The sequence below is a fragment of the Natronospira proteinivora genome (assembly GCF_024170465.1).
Lineage (GTDB): Bacteria > Pseudomonadota > Gammaproteobacteria > Natronospirales > Natronospiraceae > Natronospira > Natronospira proteinivora.
Genome location: NZ_JALJYF010000003.1, coordinates 109,235 through 129,955 on the forward strand (window position 1 = coordinate 109,235; position 20,721 = coordinate 129,955).

Below are 20,721 nucleotides of genomic sequence, written 5' to 3' on the forward strand. Positions count from 1 at the left end.
TCAGGCCCTGTCTCTTCGGAGGCAGGGCCTTTTTTTGTTTCCACTTATCGGCGGGTGTCTACTGCCGGTCACTGTGGGAAGCCGCCATGCCGCCATTCAGGACTTGGATTCGGTATCATGAGAAGTATACGCTGATTTTCTCAATCTGGCCCCGGCTTCGTGCTATGTTAGGGAAAGTGAGCCCACTAGCAAGTTGTCATTTTTCCTGAGCAGAAAGGCTTCAGCATGTCCGAAGAGACAGCGGGAGGGAGTTGGAAGTCCCGTTATGAGACAGCACTCCAGAAGATGTCCGAAGAAGCTGGGGCGGCTGAGCAACTGGAGGCCCGTCTGCGTGCCGCCATCAGTCGTCTGGCCGTGCTTGGCCTGGGTGGGGATCGGGAATTGGACCGGCGACTGGAAAAGCTGCGCGAAGCGATCCACCTGGAATCCGCCAGTGATGATGTCCTGAAGCTGGTGGATGGTGTCAGCGCTCGGGTCCGCCTGCTGGCCGAAGAGGATATTTCCCAGCAGCCCGTGCAGGGCGATGATGCCTACCGCCGTTTCCTGACGAATCTCCTGCTGCTCCTGCGCCAGACCGCACCGGACGACGCCCGGGTTTTTAGCCTGCTTAGCCGGGTTCGGGGTGCTGGGCAGCATGATCTGCCCGCCCTTTCCATGGCGGTGGAGAACCTGGTTACCCAGAAGTTGAGCAGTGCCGAGCGCAAGTCGAATGAGAACGGTCTGTTTGGGAAACTGTTTGGTGGCGGGGGAGACAGCCCGGAGGACAAGGGCAATCAGGCCATGCAGTTATTGCTTGAGCGCTTGCATCAGCACAGGGCCCGGGAACAGCAGCATGCCTTCGACGACCTCAAGCGTCGTTTGAAGCATGAGGGCTCGCGAGCCCTGATACCGGTAGCGGCGGAAGTGGCCGAACTGTTGGAGCGAGAAACCCGGCCCCAGCCATCCAGTCCGGCCAGCAACGAGCCCGGGAAACGGGCCGCTGAATTCCCCTTGCCCGGTGGCAAGCCCTTGTCGCAGGTGGTGCTGGCCTTGCGCTTGCCCGATGAATTTGCGGATACCGCCGATGCCCTGGTTCGCCAGGCGGATGAAGTCTTTTCCGATCCCAAACGCCTCACCGGCTGGTTGGCCGAGTTGACCGGGGTGATTCGGCATTTCCGCACGCAGCTGGAACAGGAGCGCAAGGGACTGCACCATTTCCTGGAAAAGACCCTCAGTCGCCTGGCGGAGCTGGATGGGCATTTTGATGCCGAAGATGAAGAGCGTCGGCGGGCCGCGGAAAAGGCCCATGGCCTGGATCAGCAGCTGGACAGCGAGTTGTCACGGCTGCGCCATTCCCTGTCGGATGGACAGGATATGAGCCAACTGCAGCAGCAGATCACCCGTCATGTGGATTCCCTGGGCAAGGGGATTCGCCTGCGCCGGCAGCTGGACGATGATCGAGAGCGGGCCATGGAGCGCCGATTGCGGGAAATGCGTGAGCGGGTGGCCGATCTGGAGAAGGAAAGCGATCAGCTTCGGGACAGCCTGCGCACGGCTTCCCGGCGTTCGGTGCTGGATCCCCTGACTCGCTTACCCAACCGTCGGGCCTGGAATGAGCGGGTGGCCTATGAATGGGCCCGCCAGCAACGTCGGTCCCGTCCCTTGTCGCTGATTATCTGTGCCCTGGACGATATCAGTCTGATCAATGATCGCCTGGGGCCGGAGGCGGGGGATGTGGCTATCGCCGATTTTGCCGAAAAGCTGGCGGCATCGACCCAGCCGGGCGATTTCGTGGCCCGCCTGGAAGGGGTGGAGTTTGCCCTTCTGCTGCCGGATGTGGATTCTGATGATGCCCTGGAGGCAGCCCGGCTATTGAGCGAGCGATTGACGGGTGGCGATTTCGTCTATGAAGACATTCCCTTTTCCCTCTCGGGGGTGTTCGGCCTGGCCGAATTCGGGGAACAGGATAGCCCCGAGGCGGTGGTCAGACGGGCCCGCCAGGTTCTTCACGAGGCCCGGCTTGAGGGGGCGGTGTATCGCCTGGCGCCCCTCCCGGTGCCCGAGCAGGAAAAGCACGGTTGAAGTGGGCCTAGAATAGCGAAGCACCCGGCCGACGCCCCTGGTTCATGCTGTTTTCTCGATGAACCAGCATTGGTGAATCCGCTGATTGCGGCGAAAATCCTCGGGAATGCTGGGCCCGCTCATGTCCTTTATTGATATCCCCTCACCAGCTTCAAATGCCATTTTGAAATTTCTCAGATTGCAGGAGAAGATCAGCAGGCCTCCCGGACGCAGGCGGTCCAGGCTGAGTTGAATCAGCTGCTGATGGTCCCGCTGGATATCCAGGGTGGTGTCGGTGTTGCTGGAGTTGGAGAAGGTGGGCGGGTCCAGCAGGATCAGATCCCATTGCGCCCGTTCAGTGGCCAGCCATTGCACGCAGTCGGCCTTGATCAGGCGATGATCGCCCTGGTCGAAACCGTTGAGGTGCAGATTGCGCCGGGCCCAGTCCAGATAGGTCCGGCTCAGGTCCACGCTGGTGGTGCTCTTGGCCCCGCCTAAAGCCGCCTGGACCGTGGCGGTTCCCGTGTAGGCGAAGAGATTGAGCATGTCCTTGCCCGCCGCCCGTTCCCGCACCCACTGGCGGACGGGGCGGTGATCCAGAAACAGGCCGGTATCCAGATAATCCGTGAGATTGACCTCCAGGCGGGCCGGGCCCTCGTGCACCGCCAGGGTCAGGCCCCGGTCTCCCAGGCGGCCGTATTGCTGGCTGCCCTTTTGCGGGCGCCGGGTCTTGAGGTGAACGTTTTCACCCGGCAACCCCAGGGCCCGGGCGATGGCGGCCAGCCCGGCGGCTAGGCGGCGTTCGGCCTTGGCCACGGAGATTTCCTTGGGCGGGGCGTACTCCTGGACCACGGCATGATCACCGTAGCGGTCCACGGCCAGGGCGAATTCGGGAATGTCGGCGTCATAGACCCGATAGGCATCGGTCTCGGCCCGCTTGAGCCAGCGCTTTAGGTGCTTGAGGTTCTTCTCCAGGCGGTTTTCCAGGTCCCGGCCTTCCCGCGGCGGTGGCGCCCACAGGCTTACCAGACGGCAGTCGATGGTCCCGTTGCGAAAACGCTGCTCCTTGCGTCGGTCCAGACCGGTATGCCGGCAGAAGCCGATGTCCGGGGTCAGCAGGCTTACTGCCCAGCCGTGCATGGGCCCGCGCAGGCGCTCGCCCAGTTCGCTGAACAGGGCGGGCAGGCTTTCCCGCTCCTCCATGCGCTCCCCATAGGGGGGGTTGCTGATCACCAGGCCGCGTTCAGTGCCCGGCGGCGGGCGCAGTTCACCGGCCTCGCGCTGGGCAAAAATCAGCCAGCCGTCCAGCCCGGCGCTCTGGGCATTGCGGCGGGCCGAATCCACCGCGTTGGCGTCCCGGTCATAGCCCACCAGACGGGCCTCGGGGGGCTCCAACTCACTCAAGGCCTTGCGTGCCGGCTGGCGAATGGAGCGCCATAGCTCGATGTCATGTTTCGGCCAGCCGTGAAAACCCCAGCGCTTGCGATAGGCCCCCGGGGCGATGCCGGCCTTCATCAGGGCCGCTTCGATGACCAGGGTGCCGCTGCCGCAAAAGGGGTCCACCAGATGATCCTGTTCCGGCCAACCGGCGGCCATGAGCAGGGCGGCGGCCAGGTTTTCCTTGATGGGGGCGGTCATCTGACGGCCCCGGTAGCCGCGCCGGTGCAGGGGCCCGCCGCCCAGGTCCCGGGCCAGACTGATGCGCTCGCCATCAAAGTGGACATGGAACAGCACATCCGGGGCCTCCGGATCCAGCTCCGGGTGGGCGCGGCCATTGGCGGCCAGGCTGTCCACGATGCCGTCCTTGACCCGCTGGCGGCCGAAACGGCTGTGGCGGATCCAGCTGCCGGTGCCGTGGAAGTCGATGGCAATGGAGGCGTCTTCGGGGATCTGTGATGCCCAGTCCACACCGGCGAGGGTTTTGGTCAAGGCTTCGTCCGTATGCGCCGGACCCTCACCCAGGGGGTCAAGCACCCGGGCAGCCACCCGGCTGTAAAGACAGGCCCGGTAGACCCCGCCCAGATCGGTCTCGGCCACCAGCCGACGACCGCCCCGTTCCACGATCTCAAGACCCAGGGCTTGCAACTCTTTTTCCAGCCAGGGGCCGCAATGGGGCGGGCAAAGCACGGTAATTCTCACAATCGGTCTCCGGTTCGGTCTTGATCGCTTATCGGGGGCGCCATGATAACCCGTGATCGCACCGGCAGGGGCTGGCCGCTGCCCCACCCATCGGTCATCATGGCCCCTTGTAACCACGGAGGAGGCATCGGTGCCCCAGCAACTGCGCGAGGACTACCCGGATTTGGCGGACAAGGGCCTGGAACACGTTCTGGCCGTCAGCCCCTATATCGAACATGCCTTTGCTCGCGATGAGGGCCTGGCCGAGTGGCTGCTGACAGCGGATCGGCTGGAGACGGTACAAAGCCCCGAGGCCATTGCCGAACGCTGGGCGGGGCTCCGCGAGATGGAACAGGAGGCCGACTTGATGCGGGCCCTGCGCCGGGCCCGCAACCGGGAAATGGTGCTCTGTCTCTGGCGGGACCTGCAGGGCTGGGCCTCGCTGGCCGAAACCCTGGCGGCCTTGAGTGCCACGGCGGATACCCTGATCAGTGCGGCCCATGACTGGGCCGAGGCCAAGCTCCAGGCCCGCCATGGCATCCCCCGCAACGCCGAGGGCGAGGTCCAGTCCCTGGTGGTGCTGGCCCTGGGCAAGCTGGGCGGCCAGGAACTGAATTTCTCCTCCGATGTGGATCTTATCTTTGTCTTCCCCGAGGCCGGGGAGACCGACGGTGAGCGCTGCCTGGACAATGAGCCTTTCTTTGTCCGCCTGGGCCAGCAAATGATCCGGCTCTTGGATGAGACCACCGCCGACGGCCAGGTCTATCGCGTGGACATGCGTCTGCGCCCCTTCGGGGCCAGTGGGCCCCTGGTGATGAATTTCACCGGGGTGGAAACCTATTACCAGCTCCATGGCCGGGAATGGGAGCGCTATGCCCTGATCAAGGCCCGCCCGGTGGCGGGGGATATTGAAGCCGGCGAAGACTTGATGAAGACCTTGCGGCCCTTTGTATATCGCCGCTACCTGGATTACTCGGTCTTCGGCTCCCTGCGGGACATGAAACAAGGGATTCGCCGGGAGGTCCGCCGCAAGGGCCTGGAAGCTAACATCAAGCTGGGCCGAGGCGGGATCCGGGAGATCGAGTTCATCGCCCAGCTCTTTCAGTTGATTCGCGGCGGTCGTGAGCCGGCCCTTCAGAGCCGTCGTCTGCTGCCGGTGCTGGCGGCCATCGGTGAGCAGGGTCATCTGGAGAAGACCACGGTGGCCGAGCTGAGCCAGGCTTATGAATGTCTGCGCCGCCTGGAGAACCGTATTCAGGGCCTGCACGATGCCCAGACCCATGATCTGCCCCGGGATTCGGACGACCAGGCCCGCCTGTTGAAAGCCATGGACATGGCGGAATGGTCGGAACTGGAGGACAGGGTGGCGGCGGTTCGCCAGACCGTGGCGGCCGCCTTTGACGATGTCTTCGTGGGCCCGGCCTTACCGGAAGAGCAGCAAAGCGGCAATGCCTTCGCCGATCTCTGGCAGGACCGCCTGGATGAGGCGCCCGCCGACAAGCTACTGCGGCGAACCGGTTTCGAGGACCCGGCCCGGGCCCGCCAATTGCTGGCCAGTCTGCGTGAATCCCATCCGGTGCGTCGCATGGGCGAACGCGGGCGTCAACGCCTGGATCGCCTGCTGCCCTCGGTGCTGCACCTGGCCGCCGGCAAGGACAACGCCGTGGCCACCCTGCAGCAGATGTTGCAGGTGGTGGAGGCGATCGCCACCCGTACCGCTTACCTGGCCCTGCTGGTGGAAAACCCCCGGGCCCTGGAGCACCTGGGCCGCTTGTGTTCGGCCAGTCCCTGGGTGGCGGATCGGATTGCCCGCCACCCCCTGTTGCTGGATGAGCTGATTGATCCGCGCATCTTTCAGCAGGCCCCGGCCCCGGAGGACTATGCCCAGGAGCTGGATGCCCTGCTACGCCCGGCCGGCGAGGACCTGGAACGGCTCATGGATGGGCTGCGGGAGTTTCATCAGGCGGTGGTGCTTCGGATTGTGGCCGCCGATATCAACGGTACCCTGAGCGCCCGCCAGGCCAGTGATCGTTTGACCTTGCTGGCCGAGCTGATTCTCGACCGGGTCCAGTCCATTGCCCGGGCCGATCTGATCCGCCGCCATGGCCATCCCCGCTGCCAGGATCCCGAGCCCCGGGAGCCGGGTTTCATCACCGTGGCCTACGGCAAGCTGGGCAGCCATGAACTGGCCTATGGTTCCGATCTGGACCTGGTCTTTCTGCATGACAGTGCCGGCGAGGAACAGCAGACCGATGGCGAGCGTTGCCTGGATAACGGCCAGTTCTTCGCCCGCCTGGCCCAGCGGATTATCCACCAGCTGGCCACCCCCACCCCGGCGGGGGTGCTGTATGAAGTGGATACCCGCCTGCGGCCCAGCGGTGCATCCGGCTTGCTGGTGAGTGGACTGGCGGCCTTTGTCCAGTACCAGAGCGAGAAGGCCTGGACCTGGGAGCACCAGGCCTTGCTGCGGGCCCGGGCGGTGGCCGGGGAGGCCGGGCTGCGGGATCGTTTCGAGCAGGCCCGCCGGGAGATACTGGCCCGGCCCCGGGACGAGGCCGGGTTGCGGGACGATATTGTGGCCATGCGATCCCGCATGCTGGAAAGCCATGCCAGCGGCGAGGATGATCCCAAGCGGGATGCCGGCGGCCTGGTGGATATCGAGTTCCTGGCCCAGTACTGGGCCCTGCGCCATGCTGCGGACCACCCCGAGATTCTCGCCCGCACCAGCACCATCGGCCTGTTGGAGGCCCTGGCCGAGGCCGGCTGTATTGAGCGGGCCCAGGCCGAGACCCTGGCCGAGGCCGCCGAGCAGCTGAGAGCGGCCATCCATGCCCGGACCCTGGCGGGGGATCGGGCCATCCGACAGGCCGAATCCCTGGCCGAGGTACGTAGCGAGGTGGCCCGGATCTGGGATCAGACTCTGGTATAATTGCCAGGCTTTCCGGGCGGCCCGCGATCGGGCCGGGTTCAATCTTTTGGAGGTTGCTGTGGCAGATAACAAGGCCGAGGCGGTTGCCCGTAATCAGGCGACGCCCAACGATCAAATGCGCTATGAAGTGAGCCGGGAGGATTTTCCCGTGCATTGCCCCCAGCCCAGCATGAGTCTCTGGAATTCCCACCCCCGGGTCTACATCCCGGTGGCCGAGCAGGGTGAGGCCCGCTGTCCTTATTGTGGCGCGCTATACGTTCTGACCGATCGCTGATCCGGTCATGGCCGCGCCCGCTGCCCTGTTTGCCCCCGTCAGTGGCCCGGGCGGTTCCGGTGAGTACTACCGCTGCCTGGCCATCGCCCGCGCACTCCAGGCCCGTTGTCCCGAGCTGGACATCCATTTCCTGATTCACCAGGAGGTGAGTCTGGAACGGGACGAACGCTTCCATTACCACCCCATTCCGGACAGCCCCACAAAGTCGGTGGGGGAGGTGGTGGAAGCCTTGCGCCGGATTCGCCCGTCGCTGGTTCTGTTTGATTCCGCCGGTCGCATGACCCAGTTCCGCGCCGCCCGTCGGGTGGGCGCCAAACTGGCCTGGCTGAGTGATCGCCCCAACAAGCGCTGGAAGGGCTTTCGCTGGCGGATGATGGCCTTGCTGGATCTGCATCTGATGGCGGCCTCAGGCCAGGCCAATCCCCGTCTGGGTCTCCTGGAACGTTTCAAGCTTCGCTTCTTTCCCCGCCTGCGCACCCGGTTTTTCAGCGGCATTGCCCCGGCCCCGGATGCGGACCGCCGACGGGCCCTGTGCCAGGCCCATGATCTGCCCGAATCCGATTATGTGATCCTGGCGCCGGGGGGGGGCGGTTATACCCACCAGGGGCGCCCGGTGCCCGAGATCATGCTGGACGCAGCCTCCCGCATCCATGAACAGACCGGACTAGCCTGCGTGATGGTCATGGGCCCCCAGTACCGGGGCGACAGCCATGAGCATGAGACGGTGCGGGTGATCGACAGCCTGCCCACCGAGGACCTGACCCAGCTGCTGCACGGGGCGCGCCTGGCGGTGATCGGGGCCGGCAGCATGATGACCGCCCAGACCCTGTCCCTGGAAGTGCCGGCGGTGATAGTCCCGGCCGGCGGCGACGATCAGCCGCCTCGGATCGCCGATTTCTCCCGCCGCGGCCTGGCCACCGCCGCCAGCATGGATGAACAGTCCATCACCGATGCCGCCGTGGCCCTGGCTCAAGACCCGGATCGCCAGCGCCAACAGCAGCAAGCGGTTCACGCCGTCGGCATCCGCAATGACGTTGTCGACGTCGCCAAGACCCTCCAGGCCCTAATCGAAAAACACGCCTAAAGCCTTGTCGATTTCCGGCTGCCTCCTTCGACCAGTCAATGGGAGGGATGCGTTTCCAGTGGGACGTATGCCGCTATTGTTCTTGACGGGCAGGAGGAATCAGCGTGAAAGAGGTGAATATCTATCTCAATTTCCCGGGCACCACCGAGGCGGCCTTCAATTTCTACCGCAGCATTTTCGGGGGCGAGTTCATGGGCGGCATCATGCGTTTTCGGGATTTCCCCCCGATGGAAGGCATGGAAGACTGGCCGGCCATGAAGGAAGAAGAGCTGGACCTGGTGGGTCATGTATCACTTCCAATTACCGAACACACCACCCTGATGGGAACCGATATGGTTTCAAACATGCCGGGTCAGCTGGTCAGCGGTAACAATTTCCAGATCACCCTGGAGACCGATAGCGCCGAGGAGGCCGAGGTGCTTTTTGGCAAGTTGTCTGAAGGTGGCCGGGTTGTGATGCCCTTGAGCGAAACCTTCTGGGCGGAACAGTTCGGTGCCTGTGTGGACCCCTTTGGCGTGCATTGGCAGCTAAACTACACGGGCAGCCGTGTCATGCCCACTTAAGCATCGGTGCCGGAGAGGTCGGCTTTATTCTATACTGATGCCGTGCTTGCAATGTCATAAGGAGGGAAGCATGAGCACGAAGGAAACCTGCAAGGGGGCTTGCCTGTGTGGTGCGGTGCGTGTCTCGGCCACCATCAAAAGCCGTGATATTGGTGCCTGTCATTGCGCCATGTGTCGTCAGTGGGGCGGCGGTGGACCCATGTTTGCGGTTGAATGCGAAGAGGATGTGGCTTTCGAGGGCGAGGACCATGTTGCCCTGTTCAGCTCCTCGGAATGGGCGGAGCGGGGTTTTTGCCGTGCTTGCGGCACCCATCTCTTCTATCGCTTGAAGGAAGGCGGGCATTACGCCCTTCCGGTGGGCTTGCTGGGGGATGATATCCAGTGGCGGTTCACCGATCAGATCTTCATCGATCGCAAGCCGGCCTTCTATGATTTTTCCCAGGACACGAGAAATCTCACCGAGCAGCAGGTCTTCGAACTCTTCGCCGGCGATTGAAGGGCTGAGGGGGCCTACTTTTTGACGTGCTTGCCCCCGGTCCAGCCGCCGGGGGACAGCACCCGGTTGCCCAAGTCCTTGGGGCTGTCTTCCAGGTCGGTGGCCATGGAATCATTCCAGCGGTTGAGAAAGCCGTAAAGACTAACCGCGCCCAGGATCTCCACGATCTGGCCCTCGTCCCAGTGTTCCCGCAGGCGGGCAAAGAGCTCGGCGTCCACGGCATTGGGTACCGAGCCCGCCGCCAGGGCAAAGTCCAGGGCCACCCGCTCGGCTTCACTGAAATGGGGGCTGGTCTGGTACGCCCAGACAGCTTCTACTTTCTCCGAGGGCACCCCCTTGATCTGGGCGGCAACCAGGGAATGGGCCTCGCAATACTGACAGCCCGCCGCCCGGCTGGCGAAGTGGGCAATCAGGCGCTTAAAGCCTGCATCCACGCTGCCCTCGGGGTCCATCACCGCCTTGGTCAGCTCCCCGAAGCCCTTCACCATCTTCGGCCGGCGCTGCATGGTCAGCAGGCTGTTGGGCACAAACCCCAGGATGTCCTCGAAAATGGCGAAGTCCTCCGCCAGTTCCGGCGTGGTGTCTTTCGACAAGGGTTTCATATGGGCCATGTTGTCGGCTCCTGTCTCGGGTTCACTATCCAGATCTCATGCCGTAGGAGCGGATTTATCCGCGATTAGCTTTCCAATGCCACGGTGGTGCTCACGGCCAATCGCGAATGAATTCGCTCCTACGATGATTGCATCAAACCATCCAGCTTCTCGGTCACCTCGTCCACAGTGATGCGTTCCATCACCTGCGGATTCCGTACCCGGGTGCCCCAACGGACCTCGTCCACAGTCTTGCCGGTCTCTTCCTTCAGGGCCCGGGGGTAATGGTTCACACACCATTGGCGCGAGTAATAGGGGCCGGTGCGGTCCGGGTTGGAGCTGGCGTAGAGCCCGATTACCGGGGTGCCGGCGGCGGTGCCCATATGAGCCGGGCCGGAGTCGGGGCAGAGTACGGCCCGGGACCGTCGAATCAGGGCAAAGAGTTGTTTCAGGGAGGTCTGGCCCACCCGATTCACCGGCTTGTGTTGGCAATGGCCCATGATGGCCTCGGCCATGGCCTTTTCCCGCGCCGTGGGTCCGCCGGTGAGTATCGTCTGCAGGCCATGGATTCGGGCGGCGTGATCGATCACCGCCGCATAGCGTTCCGCCCGCCAGTCCCGGAAGTTGTGCGCCCTTTGGCTGGCGCAGGGGCTGATCAGCAGGGCCGGGCGATCATCGGGAATATGCTGCCGGGCGAAAGCCTCATCCGCGGCGGGGACGGGGATATCCCAGCGCGGCTGGCGGATGTCCGCGCCCAGATGGGCGGCGAAGGACAATAGCCCTTCCATGACATGCTGGCGGGGTGTGGCGGGGATGGCTTCATTGGTGAACAGCCACTGGTAATCCCGGGCCCGGGCCCGGTCAAAACCGATCCGTCGCCGGGCCGGGATCAGGCGGCTGGCCACACTGGCGCGCAGGGCAATCTGCATGTGCAAGAGGGCATCAAAGGAGGTCTTGCCAATGGCCGAGCGCAAGGCCCGGTAGCCGGCCCATCCAGCCCTTTTGTCGAAACTGATAAACTCGACGCCTTCAATGTCACCCACCAGGCTTGCTTCCAGGCGGCCGATCACCCAGGTGATGCGGCTGTCGGGGAATTGATCCTGCAGGGCCCGCAAGACCGGGACGGTGTGGCAGACATCACCGATGGCTGACAGTCGCAGCAGGGCAATGCGCTCAAGCACAGCGGCATCAGGGTCGGAAGCATTGGGGGAATGGTTTGCCATGCGTGAAATAGTACTGTCTCAAAGCCGGGTGGAAGGCGATCACATCCTATACGATGCCAGCAGCCTGGACCAGCCAGCACCGAATCACTTCGACCCCGCTTGGTGGCGGGCCCAGGATCGCCTGGCGGGGGAGGCCCAGGGGCGGGGCAGCGCCTATTTCCTCAAGGGCTTCGATGGCGACTGGGTCCTGCGCCACTTTCGCCGCGGCGGCTGGATCGGCCGCTGGGTGGATGACCGTTATCTGTTCACCGGCCTGGAACGCAGCCGCCCCTTCCGCGAATTGCGGCTGCTGGCCCGGCTTTGTTCCGCCGGCCTGCCGGTGCCTCGGCCGGTGGCGGCGCGCTTGAGCCGCCAGGGATTGAGCTACCGGGCCGATTTGCTCATCGAGCAGGTTCCCGGCACCCCCCTGGGCAGTTTGCTGGAGAGCGACCAGGCGGATATGGATGCCTTTCGGCGGGTGGGGTCGGTCATTCGTCGTTTTCATCAAGCCGGTGTCTTCCATGCCGATCTCAATGCCCGCAATATTCTGGTGTCCGATCAGGCCGTGTATCTGATCGATTTCGACCGGGGCGCCCTGCGTTCTCCCGGGGCATGGAAGCGACATAATCTGGATCGCCTGCAACGGTCCTGCAAGAAAATCCTGGGCCCGCGTTGGGCCGATGAACCCCGATGGGGGCAAGCCTGGCTTGTCCTGGAACAGGCATACGAGGTGACCAACTCAGCATGAACCAGTTTCGCGGACTGTTTACCCAGCTAATTATTCTGCCCGTCACCATCACGCTCATCATCCCTATGATGCTGGTGGCCATCTTGAAGCTGCTGATCCCCATCCGAGTCTTTCGCCGGCGTTGTACCCGTATCGTGCTGGGGATCGGTGAGCTCTGGGCCTGGCTGGTAACCGGGGTCTTCCGCTTCGCTCACCAGACCCGCTATGAGATCAACCCGCTGCCACCGGTGGACCGTGATCATTCCTATCTCGTGATCTGCAACCACCAGTCCTGGGTGGACATACCGGTGCTCATGGCGGTCTTTGACGGGCGGGTTCCCTTCTATCGTTTCTTTCTCAAAAAGCAGCTCATGTGGCTGCCCTTTCTGGGTATCGCTTTCTGGGCCCTGGAATACCCCTTCATGCAACGCCATTCAAAAGCCTATCTGGAAAAACATCCGGAAAAGCAGGGCGAGGACTTAAAAATCACCCAGAAAGCCTGTGCGAAAATGCGTGGCATCCCAGCCACCATTATCAACTACCCGGAAGGCACCCGCTGCACCCCGACCAAGCAGGCGAAACAGGGCTCACCCTACAAGCATTTGCTGCGGCCCAAGGCGGGTGGCATCTCCTTCGTCCTCTCCTCCATGGGCGACCAGCTGGATGCCCTGCTGGATGTCACCATCCACTATCCCGATGGTGTCCCCGGTTTCTGGCAGTTCCTGTGCAACGGCGTCTCACGTATCCAGGTGGATGTGCAAAAACGCCCCCTTCCCAAGGATCTGCTCCACGGCGACTACCAAAACGACCCCGAATTCCGTCAACGCTTCCAGACCTGGGTCAATCAGCTATGGGAAGAGAAAGATCAACGGCTGGAGGCAATGAAGGGTTAGTCTCACGCCTTAGCGTGAGTCCCCCTGTTTTTTCCGCCGCTTCTCGTGCTTGCGGTGTTCGGTGGTTTTGAAGCGGTTGTGGGTCCAGAGGTATTGCTCGGGGATCTTTCGGGCTTCGGCCTCGATGAGTTTGTTCACCGTGGCGCCGTCTTCTTCCGGGCTCATTTCGGCCATGCCTTCGATGGGTGGGTCGATGCGTAGCTGATAGCCCTGTTTGCCGGGCAGGCGTTCCACCCAGAAGGGCATGACGGTGGCGCCGCTGATTCTCGCCAGTCGATGGGTGGCCGGGTTGGTGGGGGCGGGCACGCCGAAGAAGGGCACGGTGACCGAGTTGCTGCCCTGGTAGCCCTGGTCCGGGGCGTACCAGACCGTCATGTTGTTCTTGAGGCTTTTGAGCAGTTCCCGGACGGAATCCCGGGGGATGGCCTTTTCAAAATGGGCTTCCCGGCGGTTCTTGCTGATGGTTTCCAGCAGGGCGTTGCGGTTGGGCCGGTACATGAGATGAAAGGGGCGGTAGAGAGACAACAACCGGCCACCGATCTCCAGGGTGGTGAAGTGGGCGGAGAGCAGGATCGCACCCTTGCCCTTCTCGAGAGCCGCATCCAGATGCTCCAGGCCTTCGATCCGTACCAGGCGTTTTAAGCGGCGGTCCGAGGCCCACCAGCACATGCCGATCTCAAACAGGGCAATCCCCAGTGCCTTGAAGTGTTCCCGAATCAGATGTTGGCGCTTGTCTTCGGACCAGTCCGGGTAACAGACCCGCAGGTTGTATTCCGCCACCCGCTGACGCCGCCCGGCGAGTTTCTGCATGATCACCCCCAAGCCCCGGCCGACCCGGAGCTGGAGGGGGTAGGGCAGCAGGATGGCCAGGCGCAGCAGGCCAAAGCCCAGCCAGCCAATCCAGTATTTCGGGTGTAATGGGGCTTTCATGCTTGAGTTGCTCATTTCACTGATTGGGTTATAAGGCGGTTTTTAAAGTTAAACGATAGCATTACAGAGGTTATCGGCGATTGATGTGGGAGCGGCATTCCTGCCGCGATGAGGTTGCCGGCTGGCCATTGTCGCGGCAGGAATGCCGCTCCCACTGTTCATGCTGATTCCCCTCGTTACCGCCCCTTTAAATAACGGGCCTTGCGCCAGCGTTTGTGGAGCTTGGTCTTGAAGCGGTCGAAAGACCAGAAATACTGCTCCGGCATTTTGCGAATCTGTTCTTCCAGCACGGCGTTGGTGCGAACGGTGTCGGCGGCCGGATCGTCGCTGGGGAAGTCCTCCAGGGCCGGATGCAGATGCAGGCGATAGCCCCGTGCACCGGGCAATCGTTCCGGGTAAAAGGGTACCACGGGGGCGCCGGTGGCCCGGGCGATCCGCGCGGTGGCGGTATTGGTGGGGGCGGGCTGATTGAAGAAGGGCACCCAGGCGTGGTTGCGCTTCATATAACCCAGGTCCGGGGCGTACCAGACACAGTTTCCCTGCCGCAGGCTGCGCATCAGCTGGCGCACATTATCGCTGGGGATCACCCCTTCGAAGTGGCGGCGCCGGGCCTTTTGCACAATGTATTCCAGCACCGGATTGCGGTTGGGGCGGTACATGAGATGGAAGGGGGTAAACAGGCCCAGCAGCCGGCCGCCGATCTCAAAGGCGGTAAAATGCGCACTCATGATCAAGACGCCCTTGCCTTCGGCCTTGGCCTTTTCCAGATGCTCCAGCCCTTCCACCTGAACCAGGCGGTGCAGGCGGCGGGAGCTGGCCCACCAGCCCAGGCCCAGTTCGAAGATCCCCACCCCCACGGCCCGGAAATGGGCCTGGGCCAGGCGCTTGTGTTCGGCCCGGCTTTTCTCCGGGAAGCAGCGCCGCAGATTGGCATAGGTAAACAAGCGCCAGCGCCAGGCCAGGTAGTAAAGGCCCCGGCCGATCCCCTGGCCGATGAAGACCAGGACCGGAAAGGGCAGCATTAGCATGAGTCGCAACAGACCCAGGCCCAGCCAGGCGGGCCAGTGTCGGGGTGCGAGAGGAAGGGGCGGGGTATCGCTATTGTTATTGGCCATGGGCTTATTATAAAGCCTCGGCTCAGGGGCGCGACCCTCATTCGGCTAGTATCCAGCCCCATGACGGCCAAGGATAAGGTACGGGGAATCGGGACTGGGGATGGAAGCCCGTGATATTATTCGCACCAACGACAACTGGCTGTAAGCAGGGGACTTTTTCGTGCAACTTCCGGATTTTTCCACCGCCCGGGTAATGGTCCTGGGGGATGTAATGCTGGACCGCTACTGGCAGGGGCCCACTGGGCGTATTTCCCCGGAAGCGCCGGTGCCGGTGGTACGGGTCGAGGATGAACAGACTCGGCCGGGTGGTGCCGGCAATGTGGCCCTGAATCTGGCCGCCCTGTCGGTATCGGCCCGTTTGATGGGCTGTGTGGGCGAGGATGAAGCGGCAAGATTGTTGCGCGAGGCCCTGGATGAGGCCGGGATTGCCCATCGCCTGGTGGACTGGCAGCGACCGACCATCACCAAGCTGCGGGTGATCAGCCGGCATCAGCAGTTGATCCGACTGGATTTTGAACAAAGCCCCCCGGGCACGGCCCCGGCCGGCCTGTTCGAGAGCTTTTCCACCGCCCTGCCCGAGACCGGAGTGGTGGTGCTCTCCGACTACGCCAAGGGGGCGCTAGGGGATTGCCCTCGCCTGATCCGGGCCGCCCGCGAGGCCGGCCTGCCGGTGCTGGTGGACCCCAAGGGCCAGGATTTCACTCCCTATCGCGGTGCCACGCTGCTGACCCCCAATCTGGGGGAATTCGAGGCGGTGGTGGGCCCCTGTCCAGACGATGACACGTTGGTTGCTCGGGCGGAGGCCCTGGCCCGGGAGCTTGAGCTGGACGGGCTGCTGGTCACCCGTAGCGAGAAGGGCATGAGCCTGATCCGTCCGGGCCAGCCGCCCCTGCATCTACCGGCCCGGGCGCGGGAAGTCTTTGACGTGACCGGGGCCGGGGATACCGTGATTGCCGTGCTGGCGGCCATGCTGGCAGCCGGTGAAAGCCTGGACGATGCGGCCCGCCTGGCCAATATCGCCGCCGGTCTGGTGGTGGGCAAGTTGGGGGCGGCCACGGTGAGCCCCTCGGAGCTGCGCCTGGCCATGCACGATGCCGGGGCGCCGGAAGCGGCGGTGATGGATCGGGTGACCTTGGGCCATGCCGTTCGCCATGCCCGGGAGCGCGGTGAGCGGGTGGTGATGACCAATGGCTGCTTCGATATCCTCCACGCCGGCCATGTAAGTTATCTGCGGGCCGCCCGGGCCCTGGGCGATCGATTGATCGTGGCGGTGAATGATGATGATTCGGTGCGTCGGCTCAAGGGGGCCGAACGGCCCGTGAATCCGGTGCAGGATCGCATGAGTGTCTTGGCCGGTCTGGAGGCGGTGGACTGGGTGGTGCCATTCTCCGAGGACACGCCCCGGGACCTTATCTGCGAACTGTTGCCGGATTTGCTGGTCAAGGGAGGGGACTATCAGCCCGAGGAGATTGCCGGCCATGACTGCGTGGTGGCCAACGGCGGTCAAGTGAAAATCCTGGATTTCGTAGAAGGCCAGTCCACCACCGGCCTGCTGAATCGCATTCGCCGCAACCCCGCCTGAGCGATTACCGAAAGCATTACAGAGACAAGTGAATGAACCGAGGTCTGTATAACGCGATCCTGGCTGCCCTGATGCCGGTGGCCCTGCCCTGGATGGAATGGCGGGCCCGCCGCCAGGCCGGACGTAGCGATGCCTGGGGCCAGCGTCTGGGGTATGTCTCCGCCGAGGAGAACAGTGCCGGCCCCATCTGGGTGCATGCGGCCAGCGTGGGCGAGGTTCAGGCGGCCTTGCCGCTGCTGCGGGCTTTGGACAATGCCCTGCCGGATCGGGGTCTGGTGGTGACCACCTTTACCGCCGCCGGGGCCCGGCGTCTGGAAGAGGCGGCCGGTGACCGGGTGCGCCGCCTGATGCTGCCCTATGACCTGCCCGGGCCGGTGAATCGTTTTTTGGACCGCATTCAACCGGCCGCCTTGCTGGTGACCGAGACCGAGCTTTGGCCCAATCTCTTTCGCGCCGTCCACGCCCGGGGCATTCCCCTGATGCTGGGCAGTGCCCGTTTGAGTGACAAGGCCACGGCCCGCTATCGCCGGATCGGCGGCTTGATCGCCGAGACCCTGTCCCAGGTGGATCTGATTGCCGCCCAGACCGAGGTGGATGCCGAGCGATTCCGTTCCCTGGGTGCCCCCCTGGATCGGGTAGAGACCCTGGGCAATGTGAAGTTCGATCTGCAGGCGGCCAGCTCCGTGGTGGAGCAGGGCATTGGCTTGCGGCGCAGCCTGTTCGGGGACCGGCCGGTATGGATTGCCGGCAGCACCCGTCAGGGGGAAGAGGAAAAGGTGCTGGATGCCTTTGAGCGGGTTCGCCAGGACCATCCGGATACCCTGCTGGTCTTGGCGCCGCGCCATCCGGAGCGGGGCGGGCAACTCCGTCAACTGGTCAAGGCCCGGGCCTTGCGGTCGGTGAACCGCAGCGAGGGTGGTTCGGCGGACGGGGCCCAGGTCTTTATTCTGGATACCCTGGGCGAGTTAATGACCTTCTACGCCACCGCCGATGTGGCCTTTGTGGGGGGCAGTCTGGTACCGGTGGGCGGACATAATCTGCTGGAGCCGGTGGCGCTGGGGATTCCGGTGTTGACCGGACCGTACTACGACAATGCCGTGGATGTGGCGGACATGCTGATTGCTGCCGGCGCGGTGCGCCGCGTCATGGATGCCCAGGCCCTGGGAGACCGGGTGACGGAATTGCTGGCGGATGGCGGGCTCCGGGCGGACCAGGCGGCCGCGGGCTGGCGGGTGATTGAAGCCAACCGCGGCGCCGTGGACCGCCTGGTTACCCGGCTCGCCCGCTTGATGGGCGAGGAATGGTAGGGGCTTAACTCTCCGGTGGCACCGCCCCTTCGGTGTCCAGTTCGTCCGGGTCCACCTCAACATCTTCCACGAATTCCCCAGGCCGTGCGCCCAGTAGGACATTGATCTCTTCAATGTCGACCATGCCCAGGTCGCCCACGGCGGCCTTCAGGCGCAGCTTGTTGAGCAGAAAATCATACTTGGAGCGGGCATAGCTGGTCTGGGCCTGGAACAGGGCCTGGCGGGCATCCAGCACATCCACCGTGGTCCGGGTGCCGACTTCAAAACCCGCCTGAGTGGAGGTCAGGGCCGTCTGATTGGACTCCACAGCCTGGGCCAGGGCCTGGACCCGCGAGCGTTCCGACAACAGACCCAGATAGGCATCCCGGGCCTGGCGCTCGGCCTGGCGGCGCAGGCGTTCCACGCGGCTGGTCTCGGCCAGCATGCGGGAGCGGGCCTGGCTGGTCTGGGCCACCACCCGACCGCCCTGGAATATCGGCACTTCCAGAGAAAGCCCAAAGCTGTAGCTGTCGGAGACGCTGCGGCCGGTCTCCCGCATATCCGGCGCCCCGGCGACATAGGCATCCTCGTCCTGCTCGAAATCGTTGTAACTGGCCGAGAAGTTGAGGGTCGGATAATGTTCGGCACGGGCTTCGGACAGTCGGGATTCGGCCGCCTGGAGATCGAAACGGGCGGCGATTACCTCCAGATTGTTGGATTGGGCCTGGATGCTCCAGGCCTCCGGGTCGGCCGGGTCCGGCCGGCTGAGGGTCATGTCCTCCACGGGGGCTGCCAATTGCCCGGGATAGATGCCAATGATCTCCCGCAGGCTTTCCCGGCGCAGATTGACGGTTCGTTCGGCGTCGATGCGGTTGGCCACGGCATTGTCATAAGCTGCTCGGGCTTCCTGCACATCGGTAATGGCCACCAAGCCCACTTCGAAACGGCGTTCGGCCCGTTCCTTCTGGCGCTCAATCGCCTGTTCGTTGGCTTGTGCAGAGGCCTGCTCATCCAGGGCCGCGAGCAGGTCGAAATAGGCTTCGGCGCTTCGGATCACCAGGTCCTGCATGGCGGTTTCATACTCGGCCTCGGCCGCGGCCACTTCGGAACGGGCCCGCCCCAGGGCCTGAAAGCGGCCCCAGTCGAACAGGGTCTGGTTCAGCGTCAGGTTCAGGGTGGTGGTATCCGAATGGGTAATAACGGGGTCGGGCAGTTGCACTTCGCCCACGGTCTGGCGCTGGGCTTCCTGGCGGCCGGTACTGTATTCCGCGCTCAGGGACAGCTGGGGCAGGACATTGGCTCGTTCCAGCGGCCAGGCTTGCTGGGCGGCGTCCCGGTTGGCCCGGGCTTCCTTGATGGCCGGGTCATTGTCCACGGCCAGCTGATAAACATCGATCAGGGTCATGGTGTCATTGTCGGCCTGGGCCAGGGCGGGGGCGCTGCCCAGGGCCAGGGCGGTCCCCAGGGCGAGACCCAGTGAGAAAAATCGCGGTGACATGGTCACGACTCCTTTTGCGATATGGTGTTGTACCCAACTATATCAGTTGATTGGGAGAAATCAACCACTGTGTTGTGTTTTCATTGCTGCATTCCGGGCTAATACCGGGGGATCTGGGGATCGACTTCCCGGGACCAGGCGTCGATACCGCCCTCCAGGTTGAGGACTCTTTCAAAGCCATTGCGTTCCAGAAAATCTGCCGCCATGGCGCTTCGGATTCCGTGATGGCAGAGCATGATGAGATCCCGCTCCCGGGGTAGTTGCGTCAGGGACTGAGGTAGCTGGGCCATGGGGATATGCAGGGCAGGGTCCAGTCGGGCCATTTCCAGTTCGGCCGCTTCCCGGACATCCACCAGACAGGCATCGCCTGCGGAGAGGCGCTGTTGGGCATTGTGGGGGGAGATCCGTTTCATCTTGTCTCCTCCGCCCGGGCCGGATGGGGCTCTAGAATTGGAATTGACGATCCTCGTAGGCGTCGATCAGCGGCGGCAGGTTGGTTTCGAAGAGAAACTCCCGGGACCAGTCATCCTCGCCCACTCGAGTCATCAACTGTGCCTGCATGACCGGGGCCTTGCCGGTCACCACGAACAGACGGCCGCCCACCGACAAATGCTGGCGGAAGCTGTCGTGCAGATCCGGCATGGAGCCGGTCACCACGATCACGTCATAGCGCTCATTGGTCCACTCCAGGGAGGCGGCATTCTCCTGTTGGGCCCGGAGTTGCTTGAAGCCGAGGTCCTTCCAGACCGACTCGGCATCCCGCACAAAGTTCTCGAAGCAGTCCACGCTTAGAATCTGTCCGCCCAGTTCCGCCATGCAGGCGGCCAGATAGCCGCTGCCCGTGCCCACTTCCAGCACCGATTCACCCGGTTGAATGTTTACGGCCTGTAGCACCCGGCCTTCCACCTTGGGCTGCATCATCATCTGGCCATGATCCAGGGGGATATTGGCCTCGGAAAAGGCCAGGCCCTTGTAGGCGTCGGGCACGAAGCGTTCCCGGGGCACATTGGTCATGACTTCCAGCACCCGGGGATCAAGTACCTCCCAGGTCCGAACCTGGCATTCAACCATCATCATCCGGGAGTGAGCGATATCCTGAACGGGAGCAGCGTTCTGTGCAGTCATGGTGGCTTCTTCTGGCGCGTGTTTCGGGGTCGCCAAGGATAAGGCCAGCGCGCCTACAAGGCAAGCGGGCAGCTTGTTCACGGAAGGCCCTGTTTGGTTACTGTCGGGAGATAGGCGGGGTGGTTTCGGCTTTTAGGGCCGGGCTTGAATTGCGCTGGGTCCAGTGTCACAGTTTCGCGTGGAAAATCACCCATCCATGGGGGTGTCCCGCCGTGACGGTGGCAAATCGCTGTCGCTCCGGGGCTGAGAGACCGCAGGACTCACCGGAA

At 63.4% G+C, this 20,721-nt stretch carries 18 protein-coding genes; 10 read left to right on the plus strand and 8 right to left on the minus strand.

Annotated elements, in window-relative coordinates; genetic code table 11:
- Positions 1-225 precede the first annotated feature (225 nt).
- Entirely contained in the window at positions 226-2,061 is a 1,836-nt protein-coding gene (locus J2T60_RS13005; RefSeq protein ID WP_253451191.1) for a sensor domain-containing diguanylate cyclase, read from the plus strand.
- 42 nt (positions 2,062-2,103) lie between these two features.
- Here J2T60_RS13005 and rlmKL read toward each other — a convergent pair whose 3' ends face one another.
- Entirely contained in the window at positions 2,104-4,179 is a 2,076-nt protein-coding gene (gene rlmKL / locus J2T60_RS13010) for a bifunctional 23S rRNA (guanine(2069)-N(7))-methyltransferase RlmK/23S rRNA (guanine(2445)-N(2))-methyltransferase RlmL (protein ID WP_253451194.1), read from the minus strand.
- 130 nt (positions 4,180-4,309) lie between these two features.
- Here rlmKL and glnE point away from each other — a divergent pair, with 130 nt between their 5' ends.
- From glnE to J2T60_RS13035, 5 genes are all read left to right on the plus strand, one after another.
- The gene (gene glnE, locus J2T60_RS13015; protein ID WP_253451198.1) at positions 4,310-7,087 is read left to right on the plus strand and encodes a bifunctional [glutamate--ammonia ligase]-adenylyl-L-tyrosine phosphorylase/[glutamate--ammonia-ligase] adenylyltransferase; all 2,778 of its coding nucleotides are present in this window, start codon (positions 4,310-4,312) and stop codon (positions 7,085-7,087) included.
- A gap of 115 nt (positions 7,088-7,202) precedes the next feature.
- Positions 7,203-7,361, plus strand: a complete 159-nt coding sequence (locus J2T60_RS13020; protein WP_253451301.1) for a zinc-finger domain-containing protein — start codon at positions 7,203-7,205, stop codon at positions 7,359-7,361.
- 7 nt (positions 7,362-7,368) lie between these two features.
- The gene (locus tag J2T60_RS13025; protein WP_253451201.1) at positions 7,369-8,445 is read left to right on the plus strand and encodes a glycosyltransferase family protein; all 1,077 of its coding nucleotides are present in this window, start codon (positions 7,369-7,371) and stop codon (positions 8,443-8,445) included.
- 104 nt (positions 8,446-8,549) lie between these two features.
- Positions 8,550-9,008 (plus strand): VOC family protein, encoded by a 459-nt coding sequence (locus J2T60_RS13030; protein WP_253451204.1) that lies wholly within the window; start codon positions 8,550-8,552, stop codon positions 9,006-9,008.
- 70 nt (positions 9,009-9,078) lie between these two features.
- Entirely contained in the window at positions 9,079-9,504 is a 426-nt protein-coding gene (locus J2T60_RS13035; protein WP_253451206.1) for a GFA family protein, read from the plus strand.
- 14 nt (positions 9,505-9,518) lie between these two features.
- On the opposite strand, the gene J2T60_RS13040 is transcribed toward J2T60_RS13035, so the two are convergent.
- A complete protein-coding gene (locus J2T60_RS13040) occupies positions 9,519-10,115 on the minus strand; it encodes a carboxymuconolactone decarboxylase family protein (protein ID WP_253451210.1) in 597 nt (198 codons plus the stop codon).
- A gap of 119 nt (positions 10,116-10,234) precedes the next feature.
- On the minus strand, positions 10,235-11,317 hold the full coding sequence (locus tag J2T60_RS13045) for a glycosyltransferase family 9 protein (protein ID WP_253451213.1): 1,083 nt from the start codon (positions 11,315-11,317) through the stop codon (positions 10,235-10,237).
- Here J2T60_RS13045 and J2T60_RS13050 point away from each other — a divergent pair.
- Both J2T60_RS13050 and yihG read left to right on the plus strand, forming a co-directional pair.
- Entirely contained in the window at positions 11,316-12,044 is a 729-nt protein-coding gene (locus J2T60_RS13050; protein ID WP_253451216.1) for a 3-deoxy-D-manno-octulosonic acid kinase, read from the plus strand. The genes J2T60_RS13045 and J2T60_RS13050 overlap by 2 nt on opposite strands.
- Positions 12,041-12,916 (plus strand): 1-acylglycerol-3-phosphate O-acyltransferase, YihG family, encoded by an 876-nt coding sequence (yihG, locus tag J2T60_RS13055; protein WP_253451220.1) that lies wholly within the window; start codon positions 12,041-12,043, stop codon positions 12,914-12,916. Before J2T60_RS13050 ends, yihG begins: the two co-directional genes overlap by 4 nt.
- A 9-nt stretch (positions 12,917-12,925) precedes the next feature.
- Here the strand turns inward: yihG and lpxL are convergent, their stop codons facing one another.
- Together lpxL and J2T60_RS13065 are read right to left on the minus strand one after the other, a co-directional pair.
- Entirely contained in the window at positions 12,926-13,846 is a 921-nt protein-coding gene (gene lpxL / locus J2T60_RS13060) for an LpxL/LpxP family Kdo(2)-lipid IV(A) lauroyl/palmitoleoyl acyltransferase (protein WP_253451223.1), read from the minus strand.
- A gap of 176 nt (positions 13,847-14,022) precedes the next feature.
- Positions 14,023-14,961 carry a lysophospholipid acyltransferase family protein gene (locus J2T60_RS13065; protein ID WP_253451226.1) on the minus strand — a complete coding sequence of 313 codons (939 nt, stop codon included), beginning with the start codon at positions 14,959-14,961 and terminating at the stop codon, positions 14,023-14,025.
- Between the two features lie 160 nt (positions 14,962-15,121).
- On the opposite strand from J2T60_RS13065, the gene hldE reads away from it, so the two are divergent.
- A complete protein-coding gene (hldE, locus tag J2T60_RS13070) occupies positions 15,122-16,543 on the plus strand; it encodes a bifunctional D-glycero-beta-D-manno-heptose-7-phosphate kinase/D-glycero-beta-D-manno-heptose 1-phosphate adenylyltransferase HldE (RefSeq protein ID WP_366518322.1) in 1,422 nt (473 codons plus the stop codon).
- A gap of 32 nt (positions 16,544-16,575) precedes the next feature.
- Positions 16,576-17,850, plus strand: a complete 1,275-nt coding sequence (gene waaA, locus J2T60_RS13075; protein ID WP_253451229.1) for a lipid IV(A) 3-deoxy-D-manno-octulosonic acid transferase — start codon at positions 16,576-16,578, stop codon at positions 17,848-17,850.
- A 4-nt stretch (positions 17,851-17,854) separates the two neighbouring features.
- On the opposite strand, the gene J2T60_RS13080 is transcribed toward waaA, so the two are convergent.
- The 3 genes from J2T60_RS13080 to J2T60_RS13090 form a co-directional block, all read right to left on the minus strand.
- Positions 17,855-19,327: a TolC family outer membrane protein gene (locus J2T60_RS13080; RefSeq protein WP_253451232.1), complete on the minus strand. Its 1,473-nt coding sequence runs from the start codon at positions 19,325-19,327 to the stop codon at positions 17,855-17,857.
- A gap of 98 nt (positions 19,328-19,425) precedes the next feature.
- Complete coding sequence (locus J2T60_RS13085; protein ID WP_253451234.1) at positions 19,426-19,740, minus strand: rhodanese-like domain-containing protein; 315 nt, start codon at positions 19,738-19,740, stop codon at positions 19,426-19,428.
- A 31-nt stretch (positions 19,741-19,771) separates the two neighbouring features.
- Entirely contained in the window at positions 19,772-20,452 is a 681-nt protein-coding gene (locus tag J2T60_RS13090; RefSeq protein ID WP_253451237.1) for a protein-L-isoaspartate O-methyltransferase family protein, read from the minus strand.
- Positions 20,453-20,721: the final 269 nt, after the last annotated feature.

Bases quoted from the DNA above. Each gene is read 5' to 3' on its own strand.
- J2T60_RS13045 (WP_253451213.1), bottom strand. From the start codon at position 11,317: ATGGCAAACCATTCCCCCAATGCTTCCGACCCTGATGCCGCTGTGCTT.
- J2T60_RS13020 (WP_253451301.1), top strand. From the start codon at position 7,203: ATGCGCTATGAAGTGAGCCGGGAGGATTTTCCCGTGCATTGCCCCCAG.
- waaA (WP_253451229.1), top strand. From the start codon at position 16,576: ATGAACCGAGGTCTGTATAACGCGATCCTGGCTGCCCTGATGCCGGTG.
- J2T60_RS13005 (WP_253451191.1), top strand. From the start codon at position 226: ATGTCCGAAGAGACAGCGGGAGGGAGTTGGAAGTCCCGTTATGAGACA.
- J2T60_RS13085 (WP_253451234.1), bottom strand. From the start codon at position 19,740: ATGAAACGGATCTCCCCCCACAATGCCCAACAGCGCCTCTCCGCAGGC.
- J2T60_RS13035 (WP_253451206.1), top strand. From the start codon at position 9,079: ATGAGCACGAAGGAAACCTGCAAGGGGGCTTGCCTGTGTGGTGCGGTG.
- J2T60_RS13025 (WP_253451201.1), top strand. From the start codon at position 7,369: ATGGCCGCGCCCGCTGCCCTGTTTGCCCCCGTCAGTGGCCCGGGCGGT.
- J2T60_RS13080 (WP_253451232.1), bottom strand. From the start codon at position 19,327: ATGTCACCGCGATTTTTCTCACTGGGTCTCGCCCTGGGGACCGCCCTG.
- J2T60_RS13065 (WP_253451226.1), bottom strand. From the start codon at position 14,961: ATGGCCAATAACAATAGCGATACCCCGCCCCTTCCTCTCGCACCCCGA.
- J2T60_RS13050 (WP_253451216.1), top strand. From the start codon at position 11,316: ATGCGTGAAATAGTACTGTCTCAAAGCCGGGTGGAAGGCGATCACATC.
- yihG (WP_253451220.1), top strand. From the start codon at position 12,041: ATGAACCAGTTTCGCGGACTGTTTACCCAGCTAATTATTCTGCCCGTC.
- J2T60_RS13040 (WP_253451210.1), bottom strand. From the start codon at position 10,115: ATGGCCCATATGAAACCCTTGTCGAAAGACACCACGCCGGAACTGGCG.
- J2T60_RS13090 (WP_253451237.1), bottom strand. From the start codon at position 20,452: ATGACTGCACAGAACGCTGCTCCCGTTCAGGATATCGCTCACTCCCGG.
- lpxL (WP_253451223.1), bottom strand. From the start codon at position 13,846: ATGAAAGCCCCATTACACCCGAAATACTGGATTGGCTGGCTGGGCTTT.